The organism is Thermocrinis albus DSM 14484, from assembly GCF_000025605.1.
Taxonomy (GTDB): domain Bacteria; phylum Aquificota; class Aquificia; order Aquificales; family Aquificaceae; genus Thermocrinis; species Thermocrinis albus.
Map to the genome: position 1 here is coordinate 1,479,870 of NC_013894.1, position 20,708 is coordinate 1,500,577.

Annotated in this window: 13 protein-coding genes and 1 CRISPR repeat array; of the genes, 12 read left to right on the forward strand and 1 reads right to left on the reverse strand. The window is 42.0% G+C overall.

What is annotated here, in order from left to right:
* Nucleotides 1-23: 23 nt before the first annotated feature.
* From THAL_RS08080 to THAL_RS08125, 11 genes are all read left to right on the forward strand, one after another.
* Nucleotides 24-3,347 carry a protein NO VEIN domain-containing protein gene (locus THAL_RS08080; protein ID WP_012992624.1) on the forward strand — a complete coding sequence of 1,108 codons (3,324 nt, stop codon included), beginning with the start codon at nt 24-26 and terminating at the stop codon, nt 3,345-3,347.
* Entirely contained in the window at nt 3,344-6,094 is a 2,751-nt protein-coding gene (locus THAL_RS08085) for a DUF1156 domain-containing protein (protein WP_012992625.1), read from the forward strand. Before THAL_RS08080 ends, THAL_RS08085 begins: the two co-directional genes overlap by 4 nt.
* A 44-nt stretch (nt 6,095-6,138) precedes the next feature.
* Entirely contained in the window at nt 6,139-8,694 is a 2,556-nt protein-coding gene (locus THAL_RS08090) for an ATP-binding protein (protein WP_012992626.1), read from the forward strand.
* A 731-nt stretch (nt 8,695-9,425) separates the two neighbouring features.
* Nucleotides 9,426-9,590 carry a hypothetical protein gene (locus THAL_RS08430; RefSeq protein WP_012992628.1) on the forward strand — a complete coding sequence of 55 codons (165 nt, stop codon included), beginning with the start codon at nt 9,426-9,428 and terminating at the stop codon, nt 9,588-9,590.
* Nucleotides 9,591-9,726: 136 nt separating this feature from the next.
* Entirely contained in the window at nt 9,727-9,987 is a 261-nt protein-coding gene (locus THAL_RS08490) for a hypothetical protein (RefSeq protein ID WP_012992629.1), read from the forward strand.
* Complete coding sequence (locus tag THAL_RS08100) at nt 9,932-10,363, forward strand: hypothetical protein (RefSeq protein ID WP_245522240.1); 432 nt, start codon at nt 9,932-9,934, stop codon at nt 10,361-10,363. Before THAL_RS08490 ends, THAL_RS08100 begins: the two co-directional genes overlap by 56 nt.
* Before the next feature lie 2 nt (nt 10,364-10,365).
* Nucleotides 10,366-10,938: a hypothetical protein gene (locus THAL_RS08105; RefSeq protein WP_012992631.1), complete on the forward strand. Its 573-nt coding sequence runs from the start codon at nt 10,366-10,368 to the stop codon at nt 10,936-10,938.
* 505 nt (nt 10,939-11,443) lie between these two features.
* The gene (locus THAL_RS08110; RefSeq protein WP_012992632.1) at nt 11,444-12,016 is read left to right on the forward strand and encodes a hypothetical protein; all 573 of its coding nucleotides are present in this window, start codon (nt 11,444-11,446) and stop codon (nt 12,014-12,016) included.
* Between the two features lie 12 nt (nt 12,017-12,028).
* Nucleotides 12,029-12,895 carry a tyrosine-type recombinase/integrase gene (locus tag THAL_RS08115; protein WP_012992633.1) on the forward strand — a complete coding sequence of 289 codons (867 nt, stop codon included), beginning with the start codon at nt 12,029-12,031 and terminating at the stop codon, nt 12,893-12,895.
* The gene (gene trmD / locus THAL_RS08120; RefSeq protein ID WP_012992634.1) at nt 12,892-13,662 is read left to right on the forward strand and encodes a tRNA (guanosine(37)-N1)-methyltransferase TrmD; all 771 of its coding nucleotides are present in this window, start codon (nt 12,892-12,894) and stop codon (nt 13,660-13,662) included. Before THAL_RS08115 ends, trmD begins: the two co-directional genes overlap by 4 nt.
* Nucleotides 13,643-14,689 carry a glycosyltransferase family 4 protein gene (locus THAL_RS08125; RefSeq protein WP_012992635.1) on the forward strand — a complete coding sequence of 349 codons (1,047 nt, stop codon included), beginning with the start codon at nt 13,643-13,645 and terminating at the stop codon, nt 14,687-14,689. Before trmD ends, THAL_RS08125 begins: the two co-directional genes overlap by 20 nt.
* On the opposite strand, the gene ychF is transcribed toward THAL_RS08125, so the two are convergent.
* Nucleotides 14,679-15,785 carry a redox-regulated ATPase YchF gene (gene ychF / locus THAL_RS08130; protein ID WP_012992636.1) on the reverse strand — a complete coding sequence of 369 codons (1,107 nt, stop codon included), beginning with the start codon at nt 15,783-15,785 and terminating at the stop codon, nt 14,679-14,681. The genes THAL_RS08125 and ychF overlap by 11 nt on opposite strands.
* A gap of 244 nt (nt 15,786-16,029) precedes the next feature.
* Here ychF and THAL_RS08385 point away from each other — a divergent pair, with 244 nt between their 5' ends.
* On the forward strand, nt 16,030-16,350 hold the full coding sequence (locus THAL_RS08385) for an NHL repeat-containing protein (protein WP_012992637.1): 321 nt from the start codon (nt 16,030-16,032) through the stop codon (nt 16,348-16,350).
* 235 nt (nt 16,351-16,585) lie between these two features.
* A CRISPR array of direct repeats spans nt 16,586-20,666; the repeat unit is 29 nt; unit sequence CTTTCAACTCCACACGGTACATTAGAAAC.
* The last annotated feature ends 42 nt before the right edge of the window (nt 20,667-20,708 follow it).

Genomic DNA, 20,708 nt, shown 5'->3' on the forward strand with positions numbered 1-20,708 from the left:
ATCTGAATATAATATTTTATTTAATGCTTAAGAAAGGTGACATCATTAAAGGACCTTTCTGGAGTGAACCTATTAAAGTTATAGAAGTTAGAGAGAAAGGAGATCATGTTAATATCAAAGGATTCAAAGTTAATTCAAAACAGTATATAGATGATCTACTTACGAAAGACCAATTAGATCAGTTAGAAATATTAGCCTCAGAAAGAGACTTTTCCGCGGATCCTGAAAATGTCTTTTTAGCTTTAGAAGCTGTACGTTTTAAACATGCATCTCTTTTTGATCCCTTCTTGGCTATGAATGTTTCCAGAATAGACCCCCTTCCTTTTCAGATAGAGGCGGTCTATGGTTATGTTTTAAAACAACCACGCATCAGGTTTCTTATCGCAGATGACCCCGGGGCAGGAAAAACTATAATGGCTGGGCTAATACTTAAAGAACTCAAATTAAGAAATCTGGTAAAGAAGGTTTTGATTATTGTGCCGGGACATTTGAAAGATCAGTGGAAAAGGGAGTTAAAGGAAAAGTTTAACGAAACTCTCGTAGAAATTAACAGAGAGACCCTTGAGTCCCACTATGGAGAAAATCCGTGGGAAAGATATGACCAAGTAATAACCTCTATGGATTTTGCAAAGCAGGAAGATATAGTGCAGGGTCTGAATTACGTACATTGGGATTTAGTGATAGTTGATGAGGCTCACAAACTATCTGCGTATAACTACGGTGGTAAGATATCAAAGACGCAGCGTTACAAGTTAGGGGAAGTTATCTCTAAAAACTCAACACACTTGCTATTTCTAACAGCTACACCTCACAGAGGAGATCCGGAAAACTTTAGGTTATTTTTGGACCTTTTAGTGCCCGGATTCTTTGCTACGCAAGAGATGGTGGAAGAATCCATTAAGAACAAAGATAATCCTCTTTTCATAAGGAGGCTGAAGGAAGACCTTAGGGATTTTGAAGGAAAACCCATCTTCCCTGGGAGAAGGTCCACTACCATAAAGTTCCGGCTTTCTGATCCCGAAAAAGAACTATACAACGAGGTATCGCGTTATGTGAGAGAGCAGTACGGTAAGGCTTTAAAGGATGAAAATAACAGGAACGTAGCTTTTGCCCTCGCAATACTGCAGAGAAGGATGGCGTCCAGCACTTACGCACTGTTAAGGTCGTTGGAAAGAAGGAAGAATAAACTGGAAAAACTCCTCAAAGGAGAGGAGAAGCGGAGAGGGATATCTGCTATTGATTACTACGAAGTAGATGATCTTGAAGAAGGCGAAAGATGGAAAAGAGAAGAGGAGTGGGAGTCTGTTACGCTGGCAAGAGATGTAAATGAGTTAAAAGCGGAGATAAATAAACTTGGTGAGCTTATTCAAAAGGCAGAAAAGATAGTAAAAAGTGAAAAGGAGGTAAAACTCAGTGAGCTAAAAACCGCTATTGAGAAAGGCTTTGAGGAGATCAGAAAAATGGGGGGAAATCCAAAGATACTTATATTTACGGAATCAAGGGATACTCTAGAGTATCTGGTGAAAAAAATAAGTGGTTGGGGATACACAGTCAACTACATACACGGTGATATGACGATTGATGAAAGGATAAAAGAAGAAAAGAGGTTTAGAGATGAAACTCAGATAATGGTGGCCACAGAGGCAGCAGGAGAAGGAATTAACCTGCAGTTCTGTCATATCATGATAAATTACGACATTCCCTGGAATCCAAACCGCCTTGAGCAGAGGATGGGAAGGATACACCGATACGGTCAGCAGAAAGATGTGCACATATTTAACCTTGTTGCAGAAGATACAATAGAGGGGCAAGTCTTAGTAAAACTTTTTGAAAAACTTGAGGAGATAAAAGAAAAACTCGGAAGTGACAAAGTTTTTGATATTATAGGTGATGTTTTCAAAGATAAGAACCTTTATGAACTCATAATTGAGGCTATAACCAACACAAGAACTATGGAAGATATTCTCAAAGAACTGGACATTAAAATAGATGAAGAGTATATAAAGAAAATAAAGGAAGCCTTGGGTGAATCTCTGGCCACCAAACATATTGATTACACCAGGATAAGAGAAACTGCAGAGAGAGCAAGAGAGTTCAGACTTATACCGGAATATGTGAGAGCCTTCTTTGAAAAAGCTTTCCAGAAAGCGGGTGGTAAGTATACAAAAAAGAAGGGAGATTTCATATCCATAGATTCCATACCTTACGAGATAAGAAGTATTGCTGAAACTCCGGAGATTAAAAACGCGTATGGGCAGATAATGAAATCATACCGTAAGGTTACCTTTGATAAAGATCTGGCCTTTAAAAACCCTGACGCAGAATTTATAACCTTTGGCCATCCTCTCTTTGAGGCGGTCCTTAAATGGGTTTCTGAAAAATTTCGTGACGAGTTAAGGAAAGGAGCTGTGTTTAAAGACCCTTCAGGTAAGTTAAATGGTTATATATGGTTCTACACAGGTGAGGTAAAAGATGGTAAAGGTGAGGTAGCAGGGAGAAAGATAATAGCTATATACGATGACGGAAACACTCTAAGAGAGATAAATCCATCCGTCTTGTGGGATCTTTCTCCGTATACCGGAAACTTTGAGAGCGAACCTTTTGATTCAGAAAAAAGAGAGGAAGAAGTAAAAGACTTCGTCATAGAAGTTCTGGAAAACTACAAGAAGGAGATTCAAGAAGAACGAAATAGGCAAGCACAGATAAAAAGAAAATACGGGCTGAATTCCCTTGATTACCTTATATCACAGCTTGATACTGAGCTGACGGAACTTTACGAAAGATCTGGAAGGGGTGAAAAGGTAGATTTAGCCATTCGTAATAAAGAGGATACCAAAAAAAGATACGAAGAAGCTAAGAGAAACCTTGAGGAAGAGATAAAAAGAGAGCAGAGTCTGTCTATAACCATGCCTGAGCTTCTCAGTGTTGTGAGGATAATCCCGGAAAAAGGACAAATGGTGGAAAGTGAGGAGATAGAGAGGATAGGTATGCAGGTAGCTATGGATTACGAAAGAAAAAACGGCAGAAATCCGGAGGATGTGTCTAAGGATAACAGAGGCTATGACATACTGTCCACAGATGACAAAGGAGAGGTGAGGTATATAGAGGTCAAAGCAAGAGCCCAGATGGGAGAGATAGTTCTAACACGCAACGAGTGGTTTAAGGCATCCCAGCTTAAAGATAAATATTGGCTTTACATAGTGGTGAATGCGGCCACAAAACCGCAGCTCTACATAATAAACAACCCCGCGCAAAAACTACAGCCGGAGGAGAAGGTGGAGGTAGTAAGGTATGTGGTGCCGCCAGACGAGTGGTTAAGTAAAAAACAGGAGGTGTGGAAAGAATGACCCATAAGAAGAGCTTTATAGAAAGCTCCTTTCCTGTTAAAGAAGTGAGCGAGATAGCTTCAAAGGAAAAGAACATAAGGCACGGCCATATCTCCACCCTCCATATATGGTGGGCAAGAAGACCTCTGGCAGCCTCAAGAGCCACTATCTATGCTTCTCTCATACCAGAGGACGAGGTGAAATGGAACAGTATAAGAAAATTCATTATTGAGCTTTCAAAATGGGAAAACTCTCTTAGTCTCAAAGTGATACAAAAGGCAAGAGAAGACATTTTAAAGGCAAATGGGGGAAAGGTTTTAAGGATGCTTGACCCTTTTTCGGGAGGTGGCTCCATACCCTTAGAGGCTCTAAGGCTGGGACTTGAAGTTCACGCCATGGATTACAACCCTGTGGCTACTATTATCTTAAAATGCACTCTTGAGTATCCACAGCGATACGCAAAACCGGGAGAAACCAAGGTGGAAGTTAACAATTTTGGAAAAAGCGAGAAAGTCAAAAGAAAAACAGACAATTTACTTCTGGAAGATGTAAAAAGGTGGGGAAACTGGGTCCTTGAGGAGGCGAAAAAAGAGATAGGCAGGTTTTATCCCGAAGATCCCGACGGATCCATTCCCGTAGGCTACATCTGGGCAAGAACTATACCGTGTCAAAATCCCTCTTGCGGTGCAGAGATTCCTCTGATGCGCCAGTTCTGGCTGGCAAAGAAAGAAAATAAAAAAGTATCTCTCTATCCTTATGTGGAAGGAAAGGAAGTAAAGTTCAAGATAGTGGGAACAGGTTATGAACCTATGCCAAATAACTTTAACCCAGAGGACGGAACAGTAAGAAGAGCTGTGGCTGTATGTCCGGTGTGCAGATCTGCCGTTGATGACAAAACAGTGAGGAAACTCTTTCAAAACGGAAAAGCAGGACAGAGAATGGTGGCTGTTGTCCTTCAGCATCCCAAAAAGAGCGGTAAGATATACCGCCTTGCTACAGAAAAAGATATAGAGGTTTTCAGAGAGGCAGAGAAGTATATGGAAGAGAAAAGACAAAAACTGATGGAAGAATGGGGAATTGATCCAGTGCCGGATGAGGAAACACCAGAGGGTAAGGGAAAAGGTGCTGAAAGGGCTTTTTCTGTTAGAAATTTTGGGTTAAATACTTATGGAGACCTTTTCAACGCTCGCCAAAAACTGGCTCTCATTACCTTTACAGAAAAAGTAAGGTTAGCTTACCAGAAAATGCTTGAGGAAGGATACGATAAAGAGTATGCAAAGGCAGTGGTGAGTTATTTGGCTTTGGGAGTAAATAGAATGGCTGATTACATGAGTAATCTTTGTGTACATGATAACACTCAAGAAAGAACCGTCCATGTGTTTGGGAGACAAGCCTTACCAATGGTTTGGGATTACTCAGAGCTAAATCCACTCAGTGAAGCTGTTGGCTCTTGGGAGAGTATGCTTGTAAGAAGGATCTTACTAACCCTCTCCCATCTCTCCCAGATCCCTCCAGTATACATACAGGAAAACGGAACTTCTAAACAGATAATTCCCGCTGTTCGGCAGGGTTCTGCCACTGAACTACCTTATCCTGACAACTACTTTGATGCTGTATTTACTGATCCACCATACTACGATAACGTCCCTTATTCTTATCTTTCTGACTTTTTCTATGTATGGTTAAAGAGAAGTATCGGAGATCTTTATCCTGAACTTTTTATAACTCCTCTTACTCCCAAATCAAAGGAGATAGTTGCCTATTCTCATCTTCCGGGTGGTTATGAAGCTGGTAAACAGTTTTTTGAAAACATGCTTAAGAAAGCCTTTAAGGAGATATCAAGGGTTCTAAAGCCAGAGGGTATAGCCGTTATAGTATATACTCACAAGTCCACTTCCGGATGGGAGACTCTCATAAACTCTCTTCTTGACTCTGATCTTGTAATAACCGCCTCCTGGCCCATAGATACAGAGATGAAATCCCGGCTTAGAGCAAAGGAGTCTGCTGCTCTTGCTTCTTCTATATATCTCGTGTGCAGAAAGATGAAAAGAGAAGAGACAGGGTGGCTTAAGGAAGTTGAGGAAGAACTTGAAAAGCATCTTTATAAAAAGCTTGAAGATCTGTGGAATGAAGGTGTAAGTGGTGCTGACTTTTTCGTTGCGGGTATAGGTGCCTCCATTGAGATCTTCGGGAAATACAAAAGGATTATGGACTATTCTGGTAATGAGGTGGATGTGAGTAAGCTTCTTGAGATTGTGCGGGAGTTGGTTACCGATTATGCGGTGAAGCAGGTTCTTCATAACGGTATTACTGGTTATCTTTCTCCTCTTACGAAGTTTTACCTGCTTTACAGGTGGGCTTATGGTGAGTCTAAGGTTCATTTTGATGAGGCAAGAAAACTGGCGCATAGCGTAGGTGTAAACCTTGAAAAGGAATGGAACAGGGGTTTTATTAGGAAAGAAGGAGAAAATATTGCGGTGCTGGGTCCTCAGGACAGAAGTATAAAGACTCTTGAAAAATCTGAAGAACTTATAGATGTTTTACATTTTGTGCTTCTTCTATGGAAAGCAGGAGCAAAGGAGGAGATGAAGAAAGTGCTTAAGGAAACTGGTTATGGTGAGAAGGAGTATTTTTACAGGGTGGCTCAGGCTATATCAGAAACACTCCCCAACGACAGTAAAGAGAAGAAACTTCTTGACGGATTCCTGAGCGATAGGGATAGGTTGATGGAAGAGATAAAAAAGCAGCAGAGAGGGTTATATGGATGAGTCCGGTAGTTAATGTAAAATAAATTCTGATGGGGGTGGTATGAATGAAGCCGTTCGTTCAAATAGCACAGCCTCATAGGGACATAGTTGAAGGAAAACTTACAATGGATGTTTTCGCGGCTGATTTGTGGGAGGTAGTGAAAGGAACAGCGAAGCAGGATTACCAGGACCCCCATTTGTTTTTCTCAAAAACATACATGACAAATGGTTTAAAAAATATACTTGATATAGCAAAAGAACGGCTTGAAGGTAAAAGGGGTGATGCGATAATTCAATTACAGACGCCCTTCGGTGGTGGTAAGACACACACACTCATAGCCCTGTATCATAAAGCAAGGGAATGGGGTGCCAAGGTGGCTGTCTTTGATGGCACTGCTCCAGATCCCAGAGATGTAAGACCGTGGGAGGAGATAGAGAGGCAGCTTACCGGAGAAGTTAAGCTCACAAAGGGAGATATTTCCCCTGGTAAAGAGAAACTTGCCAAGTTGCTGGAAGAAAACGCTCCCGTTCTCATACTGATGGACGAGATCCTCGCGTATGCTACGAAATCTGCCGGTGTAAAAATCGGAGACTCTGATCTTAGTGCGCAGACCCTTGCCTTTATTCAGGAACTTACGGGAGCTGTCTCATCGGTAGGAAATGCGCTTTTAGTTCTCACATTACCATCAAGTATTCTTGAACTATACGACGAAAATGCACAAAGAATACTTGAGACATTGACAAAAATAATCGGAAGAACTGCAAAAATATATGCACCTGTGGGAGACGAAGAGATAGAACACGTTGTAAGAGCCAGACTTTTTGAGAAAGTAGATGAAAGCGAAGCGAAAAAAGTCGTCAATGAGTTTGTTGAATACGCAAAAAGGGAGGGACTACTTTCAGAAGACGAGGCAGAGAATTATCGGCAAAAGTTCCTGAGGAGCTATCCCTTCAAACCTGAGGTTATTGATGTCCTTTACAAAAGATGGGGTTCTTTCCCGACATTTCAGAGGACGAGGGGAGTATTACGACTTCTTTCCCTGGTTATTTACGATCTTATGAAGGAAAATAAACCTTTCATACGCCTTGGAGACTTTAATTTAAACAACAAAGAGATAAGAAGAGAATTGATAGAACATATAGGATCTGAATGGGACAGCATCATAGCTCAGGATATAACTTCTGATGATGCAGGGGCAAAAAAAGTTGACGCTGCTATTGGGAGTGCGTATACATCTTATAAACTTGGAACAAAGGTCAGTACAACAATCTTTATGATGTCGTTTTCAGGCAGAGGGGAAAGAGGAACTAGCATAAGGGAAATTAAACACAGCGTTGCACTTCCTGAACTACCAAGTAGCGTAATTGATACTACGATAAACCACCTCAAAGAAAAACTGTATTATCTTTCAGATGATGGTCTTTTCTTCACTAATCAGGCAAATCTGAATAAGATCATCGTGGATAGGGAAGGAGTAATATCTGATGATGAAATTTATGAAGAAGAGAAAAATATAGTGAACAAGTACTTACCAAAATCTAGCCCGGTATTTAAATGGTATATCAATCCTCAATTTTCAAGAGACGTTCCTGATAGCCCCGAACTTAAGCTTATTATTCTGGACAGGAGCAAACCGGAGGATGAATTTCTTGAAAAATGTGGAGAGCTCCCTCGGGTCTATAAAAACACCTTGATATTCCTCTGCATAGATGAGAACCAAAAGAGTAGTTTTCATTCGTATTTGAGAAAAATGCTTGCTTTGAGATCTATTGAAAATGATAAAAGCCTCAATCTAAGTGAAGCTCAAAGAAAAGAGGTAAAAAGCAAACTTAAAGATTACGAGCAGAGAGAATACGAGGAGTTAAGGAAACTTTATCGCAGGGTATTTGTTCCCGCAAAAGATGGATTCAAAGAAGTAAAGGATAATGGGGGTATGGGTTTGCCCACCGTTGGGAAAAACTCACTTGATGGGGAAGTATACAGCTATTTGAAGGGTAAAGGTGAGGTCCTTGAACAAATCATCCCGGAACTTATAGCGGAAAGATACCTCAAAGAGAAGGATTATGTAGAAATAAAAAATCTTTACGAGTCCTTTCTCAGAACTCCTGGCGAGATAAGGCCTGCATCAAAGGATGTTTTCTTAAGAAGCATAGAAGAAGGAGTAAAAAAGGGTTTATTTGGCTTTGGATATATCGTCAATGGTCAAATAGAATGTAAATACATAAAAGAGACACCGTCTGTTAATCTAACAGATGAAGAGGTGATTATAAAACCAGATCTATGTGAAAAAACGCCAAAGGAGATAACACAAAATGAAAACAAAGCAGTAATAAAAGCACCATCAAGCTCACTATACGAAAAACAGACAACATTAGAACGAGAAGAACCAGCCGACAAAAACACCTTTTCCGAAATAACTCTGGAGCTTGTTGTTCCTGTTGGACAAATTTCTACTATTGCGAAGATCATTAATTACTTGAAAGATAAGTTTCAAAAGAATAATGTTGAGGTGACTCTGCATGCAAGTGATGGGAAGATAACTAAAGAAGATTACGAAGATAAAGTGATAGAAGCGTTAAAACAGGCAGGGATTAAAATCATAAGAGAAAATTTGAGTTAGAAAGCTGGATAGGTCCTCTTTTGAATAATTCCTTTTACCATCCTCTGGAATCTACACAGGCAAAGAATGCAACTCCAGATTAACAGGGACTACGTGAGGCTTCAACTCAAAAGGGCAAAACAGCTAAGTGGAGTTTTAAGCAAGACTCTTGCCTGTTAGCACAAACCCGATAGATTTTTTTTTAGTAAGAGAAGAAGGAGGTATTTCAGGAGTGGCCAGATTAAAGTTAGAATTTTCAACAAATTGCAAAACACGTGGTCTTGCAATTGCAGACACTCACCTAGGATATCTTCCAGAACTTCCCAGTCCCACATAGATCTAGAATTTTAAACCGCTTTTTAGACACTTAGAGACTCTTGCCTGTTAGCACAAATTCGATAAAATTATATACAAAGGCTGGGAGCCCCAGCTTGAGCGAGCCATAACAGGCAAGTTCCAAAGACTCTAAGCGAGCTCCAAGGGGGCTCCCGCCCTCCCTATGCTTTACGTCTTCCGGAGCTTCTCTTTTATGAGCTTAAGGTCGTTACGAGTCTCTAGTCTTTTCAAAATCCAGTTCCTTTCCGCATTCTTCTGCTCCGAATTGCCCCTTCAAGGAAGAAACCTGATTCTGTAGCCTTTCCACCTTCCTCTGAAGGGTTTTTATTTGCTCCTTCTGGTTGTGTATGCGGGAAGTCAAGTCCCTAACGGTCCTTTCCCTTTCTCCTTCTCTACAGGGGTTAAAATTTTACTTTATGGAATGCTTTGATGGCTTTGACGAAAAAGAGTGGCTTAAGAAACAGTTGGAGGAGATCTTCAAACCGCCCACCGATGACTGGGACAAATTGAGAGCGTGGGTTTACAGGTTTGGAGATGAGTGGGATATTTTCCTTATTGAACTGACAATACCTGAGTTTTGAGTTATAGAAAAACTTGCGGGCTAAAACAGGTAGGGAAGTAGCTCCACATCTTTGATGCGGGGTAGTTCACTTTCTGTCTTGCAATTAATTGCAACTAATATTGACAAGGAAATAAATATTGAGTAATATTAGTGCCATGAGGGTTTTGAAGCTGGGATTACTGATATCCTGTGCTTTTTTGCCAACCTCCTGCTTTTTAGTGGCGGAGACGGCTCAAAGAAGCATAGATGCAGGGAGACTGACTATAAACCAAACACCCATGACCACAACGGGAGCTGTAGGTGGTATAGTGGCTGGTACTCTTGTTGGCATTCTGTTATCTCCAATAGCTAATGCAATTGATGAAAAAAAACATAAAAGCCTTAGCTTTCTACTGCGGGATGGAAAATCCACCTGACAAGAAAGACTACTCAGATTGTATCCAATGGGGAAAAGTTCATTTTCAGAGGGCAAAAACATTTGAAAACATTCTTCACAATGGAAAATGCCATAACAAGTTTTTAGGCTTGTCCCAAGGTTTTATAAAATGCTGGGACGAGGCTTTTGATTATGCAAGGACGATAAACAGTGATATAAAAGAGGCTGTCTATAGGGCTAAATTTGAAGATACATATGCACATTGTATGCCTATGAGGATAGAGAGCATGAACCAAGAGGAGCTGTATCAGAAACATACAGAGTGCAAAAAGAAGGCTGAAAAGGTAGCAACTGAATTTGTCAATGACATAAAACCTAAGATAGAGCAGTATTTAGCCAAGAAGCAGGGAGGATGAGAATGAAACAATTGAACATAGATGTGAAGAAAAAAAGCATCTTTAGAAGCATAACTGCAGTTGTAGTAATAGGGCTTAGTATGTTTATTGCTGGCATAACCCCCAACACTGCTACTATATTAGGATTTGTGGTAGCATTTGTGTGGGCAATTATCTATGCCGATACAGACCCTTCTCCCGGTCTATACAAGAACGGAAAGTATCTGGGAAAAATCTACAAAGCCTTTATCAAAGTGGGAGATAACGTAGCATTGGGGAAAAAGCGAGATACAGAAACAATAGGTTATCTAAAAATCCTGAAAGATGGGAAAGAGGTTGCAAAACTTTACTTGACCGCTGAAGGCTTTATGGAGCTAAAACCAGACAAGATCTGGGAGGTCTTTCCAGAGATAAAGGGCAAAGTAGAAAGATTTGAAAGGCTGTTTAAGGTGGGAGATTACACCTTAGAATACAGATTCTTCCAAGGAATTGCTAATGCAAGCTATGTATATGAAGATGATGATGATGCTAGAAAGAAAAGGTTACACCCTATCTATGATATCTACGCATCAAACATACACCACCGCGACGATTAAAGAACCTTCCACACGGCATCTCTATCCACTACGACCTCTGCAATGGGATATCCCACTATCATCCCACTCTCAAGTTTCGTGTATGTGAATAGTTTGATGAGAGGTTTTCAGGCGGGCGGGCATGGACAAAAAAGGGGCTATACCTATTCAAAAATTGGAACGAGTGGGACAAACCTTAGAGCTATAAGGCTTTGATGACTGTTTAGTCCTTCTGTGAGCAGAAAGATGCCAAAAACCAATATAGAGAAATGTGTTTTTTCTCCTCGTTATTATAGTTCCAGTAAAATGTGGACACTTTTAAACTAAGTTAATAAGTTAATAAAACACTAAAGCATTAAGTTGATAAGCTGTTTTCCCATTAGCTCCTTTACCGTTAATAAAGGACACAGAGCCTGTTAATATAATTGCACTTATGTTAACAAAACCTCCCTCTCTCCGTTGACATAAATTGCCATGAGTGTTATCATTGCTATCATGTGTGTCAAACTATTGAAGGAGGAGTATCATGGACTACGTCAAAATGAAAGCAAGTGAGTATGCAACTTTGACAGGTCTGTCCCTCAACACGGTGAAGAACAGGATAAGGGCGGGTGTTCTGAAAGGAGAAAAGGCAGAGGATGGTCTGTGGTACGTCTATGTGCCAGGGGATGAGTACCAACATCTTTTGAAGAGGGAGGAAGACGTAAAGGAGGTTCAGGAGAGGATAAAGGAGAGTATGGAAAAACTACGGTCACACCTGGAAGGTAACCTGATAGCCACTTATATGGAGCTACTGCTTCAGAAGGAGAAACAAAAGGACGAACTGTTGCACGAACTGGCTAGTCTATATGCCCTTCTGGCTATAAGGGAGAAGGAGATAGAGATCCTCAACGAGTCCATACAGAGGATGAAGAAAGAACTGTCTGAGTTGGAAGATCTCCGTAAGAGTCTTAGAGAGAAGGAGAAGGAGCTGGCAAAACTGGAACGTGATCTTAAGAGCGCAGAGCTGGAATGTCAGAAAAAACTGTTGGAAAAGGAAAAGGAGCTTATGGAAAAAGAAACCCAGCTTAAACTGTTGCGTGGAGAAATAGACAGGTAAAATTACATAACTATGGGTATCCTTGAGCTGTGGAGGAGGAGCTTGGAAAGATCTCGAAGTGAGAGAACGGTAATCACCTACAGTAAGTGTCTGGAGCTGTTCGCTCGTAACACAGGTTTAACGGAAGATGAGCTCCTCAACACAGAACCTGTACATCTTTATCAACACATAGACTCTTCTTCCTTGTCTCCTGCCTCCGTACTTACTCATCTTTCTGCCCTTAAACACTTCTTTAAGTTTGCTGTCAGGAGAGGCTATATGTCTCGAGAGGCTTACACAAAGCTGGAGGCAGCTATAGAAGAGCTAAGGGATGAGATAGGAAGGCGCAACGTAAGGAGAGCACCCAAAGCCCTCACGAGGGAGGAGCTCAGCAGGATAATGGAAAGTACCAAGAACACCGTCTACGAGAGAGTCTATACTCTCTTTCTGTACAGTGGTATAAGACTCTCCGAATATAAGCACCTTAAGAAAGATAACTTCTTTATGGACAAAAGCGGCATATACTGGTTGAGGCTTCCCGCCTATGCCACAAAGGGAAACAAGGAACGTATGGCTCCTATAATGGGTCCCACAAAAGAAGAAACTTACCAAGTGACGGAAAAACTGGCTCGCTGGCTGGAGAACTACGAGGAGAATCTGGTGGTTAATGCAGGAAGTCTACAGGTATACACTTACAGGCTTTCCCACAGACTCAACATTCCTTTTTCTCTGCACAGTTTCAGACACACCTACATAACGAACCTGATAAACAGCGGTTTCCCTGCGGAGGTGGTCAAAGAGTTTGCAGGACACTCTCATGTAAAAACCACCATAGACATATACTACCGATTCAGTCCTGAAAGGGCAAGAAAGTTAGTAGAAGAGTTTCTACGCGTATGAAATTCTTTGTGCTCACCATATTTCCTCAGATGATAGAAGATTACTGCAGGTACGGCATAGTAAGAAAGGCCATAAAGGTAGGTGCTTTGGAGGTTTTCCCGATAAATCTCAGAGACTTTGCTCCCAAGGGGCAAGTAGATGATACTCCCTACGGCGGTTTTCCGGGCATGGTGATAAAACCTGAGCCTATTTTTGAGGCACACCATTATGTTACCCAAAACTGGGGTAAGCCTTACGTCCTTTTACCACAACCGTGGGGTAAGAAAATCTCTCAGAAAGATCTTGACAGGTGGGCCAACATGGAAAACCTGATGGTTATATGCGGGCGCTACGAAGGTGTGGACGAACGTGTGACTGCATTGGTGGACGAAGAGATCTCATTGGGTGACTTTGTACTGGCGGGAGGAGAGCTAGTAGCAATGGTTATACTGGAAGGCGTGGCCAGGCTTTTACCGGGAGTACTGAACGATCCTGAGAGTTTGAGGCGGGACTCCTTCCGCAGATGGCTGGGAGCACCAGTTTATACCAGACCACCCGAGTATATGGGAATGAAGGTACCATCGGTTCTTATCTCGGGACATCACCAACTTATAGAACTCTGGGCCTTATGGCATTCTATAGAGAGGACGCTTAGGTACAGGCCTGATCTTGTGCCTTCGGATCTATCTCCCTTAGAAAAGGACATGTTGGAGAGTATACGTAAGGGCATGAGTTTTGAAGAATGGTTAAGGACCAAGAATAAGAGCCATGAGAATCCTGTGGGTTAACGGTAACCCAAACCCTCACTTTGGTGGTACCGAACTACATACTGTCAGCATGGTGAAAGAACTTAAAAATATGGGAGTTGATTTAGTCCTAGCGTGTGCTCCCGGCTCCTTTGTTGATAAACACACTCACCACGTGAAGAAATTCTACGTGAGTTTTCCTAGAAGCTTGCACATCCCCGGTATGTGGTCCCTTTATAAGGCTATGAGGGAGGTGGATCCCCACATAGTTATAGCCAATAACGGAAAGGAGTATCCGGATGTGGTTTATTTGTCAAAGCTTTTCGGTAAGAAAGTGGTACTTTTCAGACATATGGATAGGATGAAACAGATAACGGTTAGAAAACTGGTTTTTCCTTTAGTGGATCTCTTCTTAGCGGTAAGTGGACATGTCAAGGAAAACCTTCTAAAGGAGGGTGTATCTCCTGACAAAATACAAGTGATTTACAACCTGATAGATGAAGGCCGTTTTAAACCTTCTCAAAAACCTGAACACCCTATAAACATCCTCTTCGTGGGTAAGGTGGATGAAGGTAAGGGAGTGTGGGATCTTTTGAGAGCCTTTGAAAGGCTGACAAAGACAAGAGACGATGTGAGGCTGTACATAGTAGGTGATGGAAGGGAGCTTCCTAGAGTGAGAGCTTACGTGGAGGATAAGGCTATAAAGGACAGAGTTCATATGGTGGGTTATACAGACAAGGTAGAAGAGTATTATTCTTTGTCCCACATCTGTGTGGTACCTTCCCGGGAGAGGGAGGCCTTCCCTAGAGTGGCTATAGAAGCTCTGGCAAGTGGGTGCGCTTTGGTGGTTTCCCACATAGGGGGCACTAAGGAGGCGGTAAGGGAAAAAGAGAACGGTTTTGTTTTTAGGGCAGGAGACGTGGAAGATCTTTACCAAAAGCTTCTTTTGAGTATAGAAAACTGGAGGGTATTTACCCAAAACTCTTTAGAACTCTACAGAAAGAACTTTAGTAAAGAGCGTACCCTCAGTAAGTTCCTGTCTGTTCTTGAAGACCTCCTCAAACGTTAAAACGGAAATACATTATGTCTCCATCTTGCACCACATAATCCTTACCCTCTAACCTTACAAGGCCTTTTTCCTTAGCCTTACTGAGAGAACCCACCTTTATGTAATCTTCGTAGCTGATCACTTCCGCCGCTATAAAACCCCTTTCCATGTCTGAGTGGATCTTTCCAGCTGCCTGAGGTGCCTTTGTGCCTTTCAGTACCGTCCAAGCTCGCGTTTCCTTTTCACCGGCAGTAAAGAAGGTGATAAGACCTAACGTCCTGTACGCTTCCCTCACCAACCTGTTAAGACCAGGCTCATCAAAACCATAGACCCTAAGGAGTTCTTCCTTCTCTTCCGGAGCAAGCTCCACTAACTCCGCTTCCAGCTTAGCACACACCATCACAACAGGAGCACCCTCTCCCTTGGCGTACTCTTCAAGCTCCTTCACCCACCTGTTTCCCTCAGGTAGATCACTCTCTCCCACATTGGCCACATAAAGAACTGGCTTTGTGGTAAGAAGAAACAGGGTCTTCTGAGCATAGTGCCATGTCTCTTCAGAAAGATGGGACCTGTATCTTCTGAGAGGTTCCAGATTTTCCAGAATCTTTTTGATATCTTCTAACATACCCAGTTCTTGCAGTGCTTGCTTATCCCCCAAACGCGCCATCTTTTGGACTTTCTCAAGTCTTTTCTCCACTGTTTGGAGATCTTTGGCTATGAGTTCAATATCAATGATCTGAGCATCCCTCACAGGGTTTACATCACCTTCCACATGCACCACACTGGGATCCTCAAAACAGCGTAGTACCTGTACTATAGCATCAACCTCACGTATGTGGGCCAAAAACTGATTACCAAGACCTTCTCCTTTGCTGGCGTTACGCACAAGACCGGCAATATCCACAAATTCCACGAAGGTGGGCGTTATCTTCCTTGAGTTTTCCCTACGTGCTATCTCGTAGAGGCGTGGATCAGGAACCTCTACAAGTCCCACGTTAGGTTCTATGGTGCAGAAGGGATAATTGGCCGCTTGGGCTTTGGCTGTCTGAGTAAGGGCATTAAAGAGGGTAGACTTACCTACGTTAGGAAGTCCCACTATACCACAACTTAGGCTCATAAGCTTATTAAATATAAACCATATCCATCCTAGCTTCCAACTTTATGTTTTCAACTCCACACGGTTTAATTGTAATGGGATTGTTCTTAGTGGTTGTGGTGGAGGTGGTATAACAGCACCATCTGGAACCTTTGATACCACCTTTCTCCTCATTAGCCCATATCACAGTACCATGTGGGATATAAAGGAAAGTATGTTTACAGAGGAGAATAAAAATTAAAATTATTTTGTGGGGAGGTGTAAAATGAAGAGGTATGTAGGTTATCTTGTTTTCGGTCTAATTGTAATGGGGATCGTTCTTAGTGGTTGTGGTGGAGGCGGTGGTAGTGGCTACTATGGCGGCGGTGGTGGTGGAGGTAGTGGAGGAGGAGGTGGAGGAGGTGGAGGTGTTGTAACAGCACCATCTGGAAGCCTTGATACCACCTTCGGCACAAACGGCAAGGTAAGAACAGATATTGGAGGTCGTGAGGATGGAGCCCGTGCCCTTGCCATCCAGTCAGACGGGAAGATTGTGGTCGCAGGATTTTCAAGCGGTGATTTTGCCGTAGTGAGGTATTGCTATTAGAGACAGAATCTATAAGGGTTAATGTCAGGAATAAATAGAAGGGCAGAACTATTTTCCTGCCCTTTTGTTTTTGATATTCAATAAAGATTGAAGGAAAAGAGGTCTGTAGCAGATATCTGCAGATGGAGGGACAGATTTCTTGAGTCTGACAAGAGGGGAGCTTCTTAATGGAGGATCTAGAGATAGAGAGTCTCCACAGGATAATAGGCAAACAGGCCATAGAGATATTAAAAACCTTTCAACTCCACACGGTACATTAGAAACACTATCCTGAACTTCTCACACAGTATGCAAAACAGCGCTTTCAACTCCACACGGTACATTAGAAACTGCTGGACAAGGCACTGGCAAGGATGAGACAAAGATCTTTCAACTCCACACGGTACATTAGAAACTACTTATCAAGCGTTTCCTTGATAGCTTTTTTGACGTAGCTTTCAACTCCACACGGTACATTAGAAACTATCAATGACTTGAGGGCTGACACCACCTTCTTTTTTCTTTCAACTCCACACGGTACATTAGAAACGTGGTAGAGAAAGAGGTCTCTTTGTAGCAATTGATTGCACTTTCAACTCCACACGGTACATTAGAAACTACTTATCAAGCGTTTCCTTGATAGCTTTTTTGACGTAGCTTTCAACTCCACACGGTACATTAGAAACGGGAACGAGGGTGGAGCTTGGTAGCATAGTACAAGAGACTTTCAACTCCACACGGTACATTAGAAACCCGCCATTACCCATTTTGGGAAGTGATGGCGGAAGCAACTTTCAACTCCACACGGTACATTAGAAACGAGATAATGCAGATTGTTTTACAGTACAATGAGCAACCTTTCAACTCCACACGGTACATTAGAAACCCTTGAGGAGCTAATCAGGGAAGAGCTTGGTCCGATGGGGGTCTTTCAACTCCACACGGTACATTAGAAACTATCCCATCTCCCCAGCTATCTTTTCAAGCACAGCAAACTTTCAACTCCACACGGTACATTAGAAACCATTAGCTTTTTCATGCCTAAGTCATTAAAAGAGGAGCCTTTCAACTCCACACGGTACATTAGAAACGCCAGTATGCATATATAATGTGTAGGAAAATACCTACTTTCAACTCCACACGGTACATTAGAAACACGAGTCCACCGCCAGAGTATTAAGTACATTGTTGGGGACTTTCAACTCCACACGGTACATTAGAAACAAAGATACAAAGCCCCGCCAGTAGCTATGCAAACATACTTTCAACTCCACACGGTACATTAGAAACAGAAAATTACGGAAATGGAGAATGATCCAAAACTCATGCTTTCAACTCCACACGGTACATTAGAAACCCACACGGTACATTAGAAACGTCCGAGATCCTCTTTGAAGAAGTGTTGTATCTCCTGCGCTTTCAACTCCACACGGTACATTAGAAACAAAAAGGAAGAAGGGATAATAGTTGGTAGCGTGGACATAACTTTCAACTCCACACGGTACATTAGAAACTTGTCTCACCCCACGGAGATGTGATAGGATCAGCATCCTTTCAACTCCACACGGTACATTAGAAACTCACCAAACACCTTAATCCCAAAAGCTTCATAGAGTTTCCTTTCAACTCCACACGGTACATTAGAAACACTTAGGAGTGGCATGCCTGCCTGATAGGTCTTGCCATATTCTTTCAACTCCACACGGTACATTAGAAACGCAACGCCTTCCCGCTTTTTACAAAAGCAAAAAACCAAACTTTCAACTCCACACGGTACATTAGAAACGCTGAGGAAGCACTCGTGGATGAGGATAACAGCATAGCTTTCAACTCCACACGGTACATTAGAAACATAGTGAAAAAGAGGCTCCCTTCATTCAATCTCCACCAACGCTTTCAACTCCACACGGTACATTAGAAACTCATAAACCGCCCCAGTTTGCACTGCTATCCTCAGCTTTCAACTCCACACGGTACATTAGAAACGACCCCTCAGTTCTTGCCTCACTTCCTCAATGCTGGACTTTCAACTCCACACGGTACATTAGAAACCTTGTTATCTCATGAGTTTCCCCTATCTTCACAATGCTTTCAACTCCACACGGTACATTAGAAACATCCCTATACACCACTAACAGCTTTTGTGGTTTAGTAGAGAACTTTCAACTCCACACGGTACATTAGAAACGGGTAGTGCGGAAAGGCTTGAGAAGAAGTTTTTAAGACTTTCAACTCCACACGGTACATTAGAAACAGACAGGAGGTGAGAGAAATGAAGAAGTTCATTTTAACTTTCAACTCCACACGGTACATTAGAAACCTGAAAGGGAAGATTGACCCCCACTCCTAAGGCACTCTTTCAACTCCACACGGTACATTAGAAACTAATTCCACTATCAGAATGGTTCTTGAAGAAGTTCAACTTTCAACTCCACACGGTACATTAGAAACTGAAGGAAGAGAAGGAAGTTATACCTTCCATTTTTACTTTCAACTCCACACGGTACATTAGAAACTTGAGTAGCCCCTTTGCTTGCATACTCTCGTTAGCCTGCCCTTTCAACTCCACACGGTACATTAGAAACAAAACAAGTTCTACGAGCTTTACAGTGATGCTAAGAGCTTTCAACTCCACACGGTACATTAGAAACTTTTTCAACAAACTACTTGTATTTGTCTCAGTATCATGCTTTCAACTCCACACGGTACATTAGAAACTGAAAAGTAGTTCTGCTTTCATTACAAAAAAACTTTTAAACTTTCAACTCCACACGGTACATTAGAAACAAATCAAGTAGCAATTAAAAAAATCCAAATCCAATAAAACTTTCAACTCCACACGGTACATTAGAAACTATCGCTGAACACCTCTCCAGTTAGAGTGCATCTGAAGCTTTCAACTCCACACGGTACATTAGAAACTTCAAGTATTTACAGAGAGATGCAGGATATCTCTTAGCTTTCAACTCCACACGGTACATTAGAAACCCTTGGAGGGTCAGAAAGGTTTGATGCATAACAAGTATGCTTTCAACTCCACACGGTACATTAGAAACTCCTGTGAGGGATGTAGAGGTGGAAAGTAAAGACTTTTCAACTTTCAACTCCACACGGTACATTAGAAACAAGGGATTGAAACTGAAAAATCCGCCACCACAGAACACTTTCAACTCCACACGGTACATTAGAAACATGCTTGGAAAGGCTCTGAAAGAAGGAACTCTCACAACTTTCAACTCCACACGGTACATTAGAAACGAAGATGGGCTAAATGTTTTCGTGGATACTGCAGAAAACTTTCAACTCCACACGGTACATTAGAAACTCTGTTCCTGTCAGTCCTTCCTCTTTCTCTGATACGTCAGCTTTCAACTCCACACGGTACATTAGAAACTGTTGTAGGGGTGGCGGGTTCTGTCTGTTGTTGCGCTTTCAACTCCACACGGTACATTAGAAACCTGAATTCTGTACCTTTCCAACTTTTTTCTGTTGTTCCTTTCAACTCCACACGGTACATTAGAAACAATCTCAGTGTTTGCTGGTACATCCGCCCCGAACGGAAAACTCTTTCAACTCCACACGGTACATTAGAAACGGGCAAAGGAAGGAAGCGTAAAATAGTTAAAAAACTTCAAACTTTCAACTCCACACGGTACATTAGAAACGTGGTTGAAGTATCTGCTGGAAGAAGGGTGACGATACTGACTTTCAACTCCACACGGTACATTAGAAACCAGAGTGATGTCACACAAGATGTGAGACTTGTTGCATCCTTTCAACTCCACACGGTACATTAGAAACTGAAGCTGATGAGGAATGCATCAAAGAAAATTTCAGGACTTTCAACTCCACACGGTACATTAGAAACACTCTCTCCACCGCATCAGCACCACCTGTGTCCTCTGCTTTCAACTCCACACGGTACATTAGAAACCACGGAAAAACCGCACCGCACCGAAAAAGGTTAGGAAGCTTTCAACTCCACACGGTACATTAGAAACCATGTATCTTTTCCACCGCACAGTTTCCAGAGACTCACTTTCAACTCCACACGGTACATTAGAAACTTGCGAATTTGTCCGCTTACGCGGACCGAACCTTTAAGCTTTCAACTCCACACGGTACATTAGAAACAATGATTTTGTTTCGTTGTATACGCGTGTCTTCAATGACTTTCAACTCCACACGGTACATTAGAAACGGATACAAGGTACAAGATAGTACAGGTTGCAATAGAGCTCTTTCAACTCCACACGGTACATTAGAAACTGTAGTCTGTACTTCTTTAATAACCTGTTCTATTGATGCCTTTCAACTCCACACGGTACATTAGAAACTGTCGTCAGGTACGAAGAAACAAGTGTTATAGATGATACTTT

What these genes read in the sequence shown, in the direction of transcription:
- THAL_RS08110 (WP_012992632.1), top strand. Translation starts at nt 11,444, where the DNA reads ATGGACTACGTCAAAATGAAAGCAAGTGAGTATGCAACTTTGACAGGT.
- THAL_RS08105 (WP_012992631.1), top strand. Translation starts at nt 10,366, where the DNA reads ATGAAACAATTGAACATAGATGTGAAGAAAAAAAGCATCTTTAGAAGC.
- THAL_RS08125 (WP_012992635.1), top strand. Translation starts at nt 13,643, where the DNA reads ATGAGAATCCTGTGGGTTAACGGTAACCCAAACCCTCACTTTGGTGGT.
- THAL_RS08100 (WP_245522240.1), top strand. Translation starts at nt 9,932, where the DNA reads ATGAAAAAAAACATAAAAGCCTTAGCTTTCTACTGCGGGATGGAAAAT.
- THAL_RS08090 (WP_012992626.1), top strand. Translation starts at nt 6,139, where the DNA reads ATGAAGCCGTTCGTTCAAATAGCACAGCCTCATAGGGACATAGTTGAA.
- ychF (WP_012992636.1), bottom strand. Translation starts at nt 15,785, where the DNA reads ATGAGCCTAAGTTGTGGTATAGTGGGACTTCCTAACGTAGGTAAGTCT.
- THAL_RS08385 (WP_012992637.1), top strand. Translation starts at nt 16,030, where the DNA reads ATGAAGAGGTATGTAGGTTATCTTGTTTTCGGTCTAATTGTAATGGGG.
- THAL_RS08080 (WP_012992624.1), top strand. Translation starts at nt 24, where the DNA reads ATGCTTAAGAAAGGTGACATCATTAAAGGACCTTTCTGGAGTGAACCT.
- trmD (WP_012992634.1), top strand. Translation starts at nt 12,892, where the DNA reads ATGAAATTCTTTGTGCTCACCATATTTCCTCAGATGATAGAAGATTAC.
- THAL_RS08115 (WP_012992633.1), top strand. Translation starts at nt 12,029, where the DNA reads ATGGGTATCCTTGAGCTGTGGAGGAGGAGCTTGGAAAGATCTCGAAGT.
- THAL_RS08490 (WP_012992629.1), top strand. Translation starts at nt 9,727, where the DNA reads ATGAGGGTTTTGAAGCTGGGATTACTGATATCCTGTGCTTTTTTGCCA.
- THAL_RS08085 (WP_012992625.1), top strand. Translation starts at nt 3,344, where the DNA reads ATGACCCATAAGAAGAGCTTTATAGAAAGCTCCTTTCCTGTTAAAGAA.
- THAL_RS08430 (WP_012992628.1), top strand. Translation starts at nt 9,426, where the DNA reads ATGGAATGCTTTGATGGCTTTGACGAAAAAGAGTGGCTTAAGAAACAG.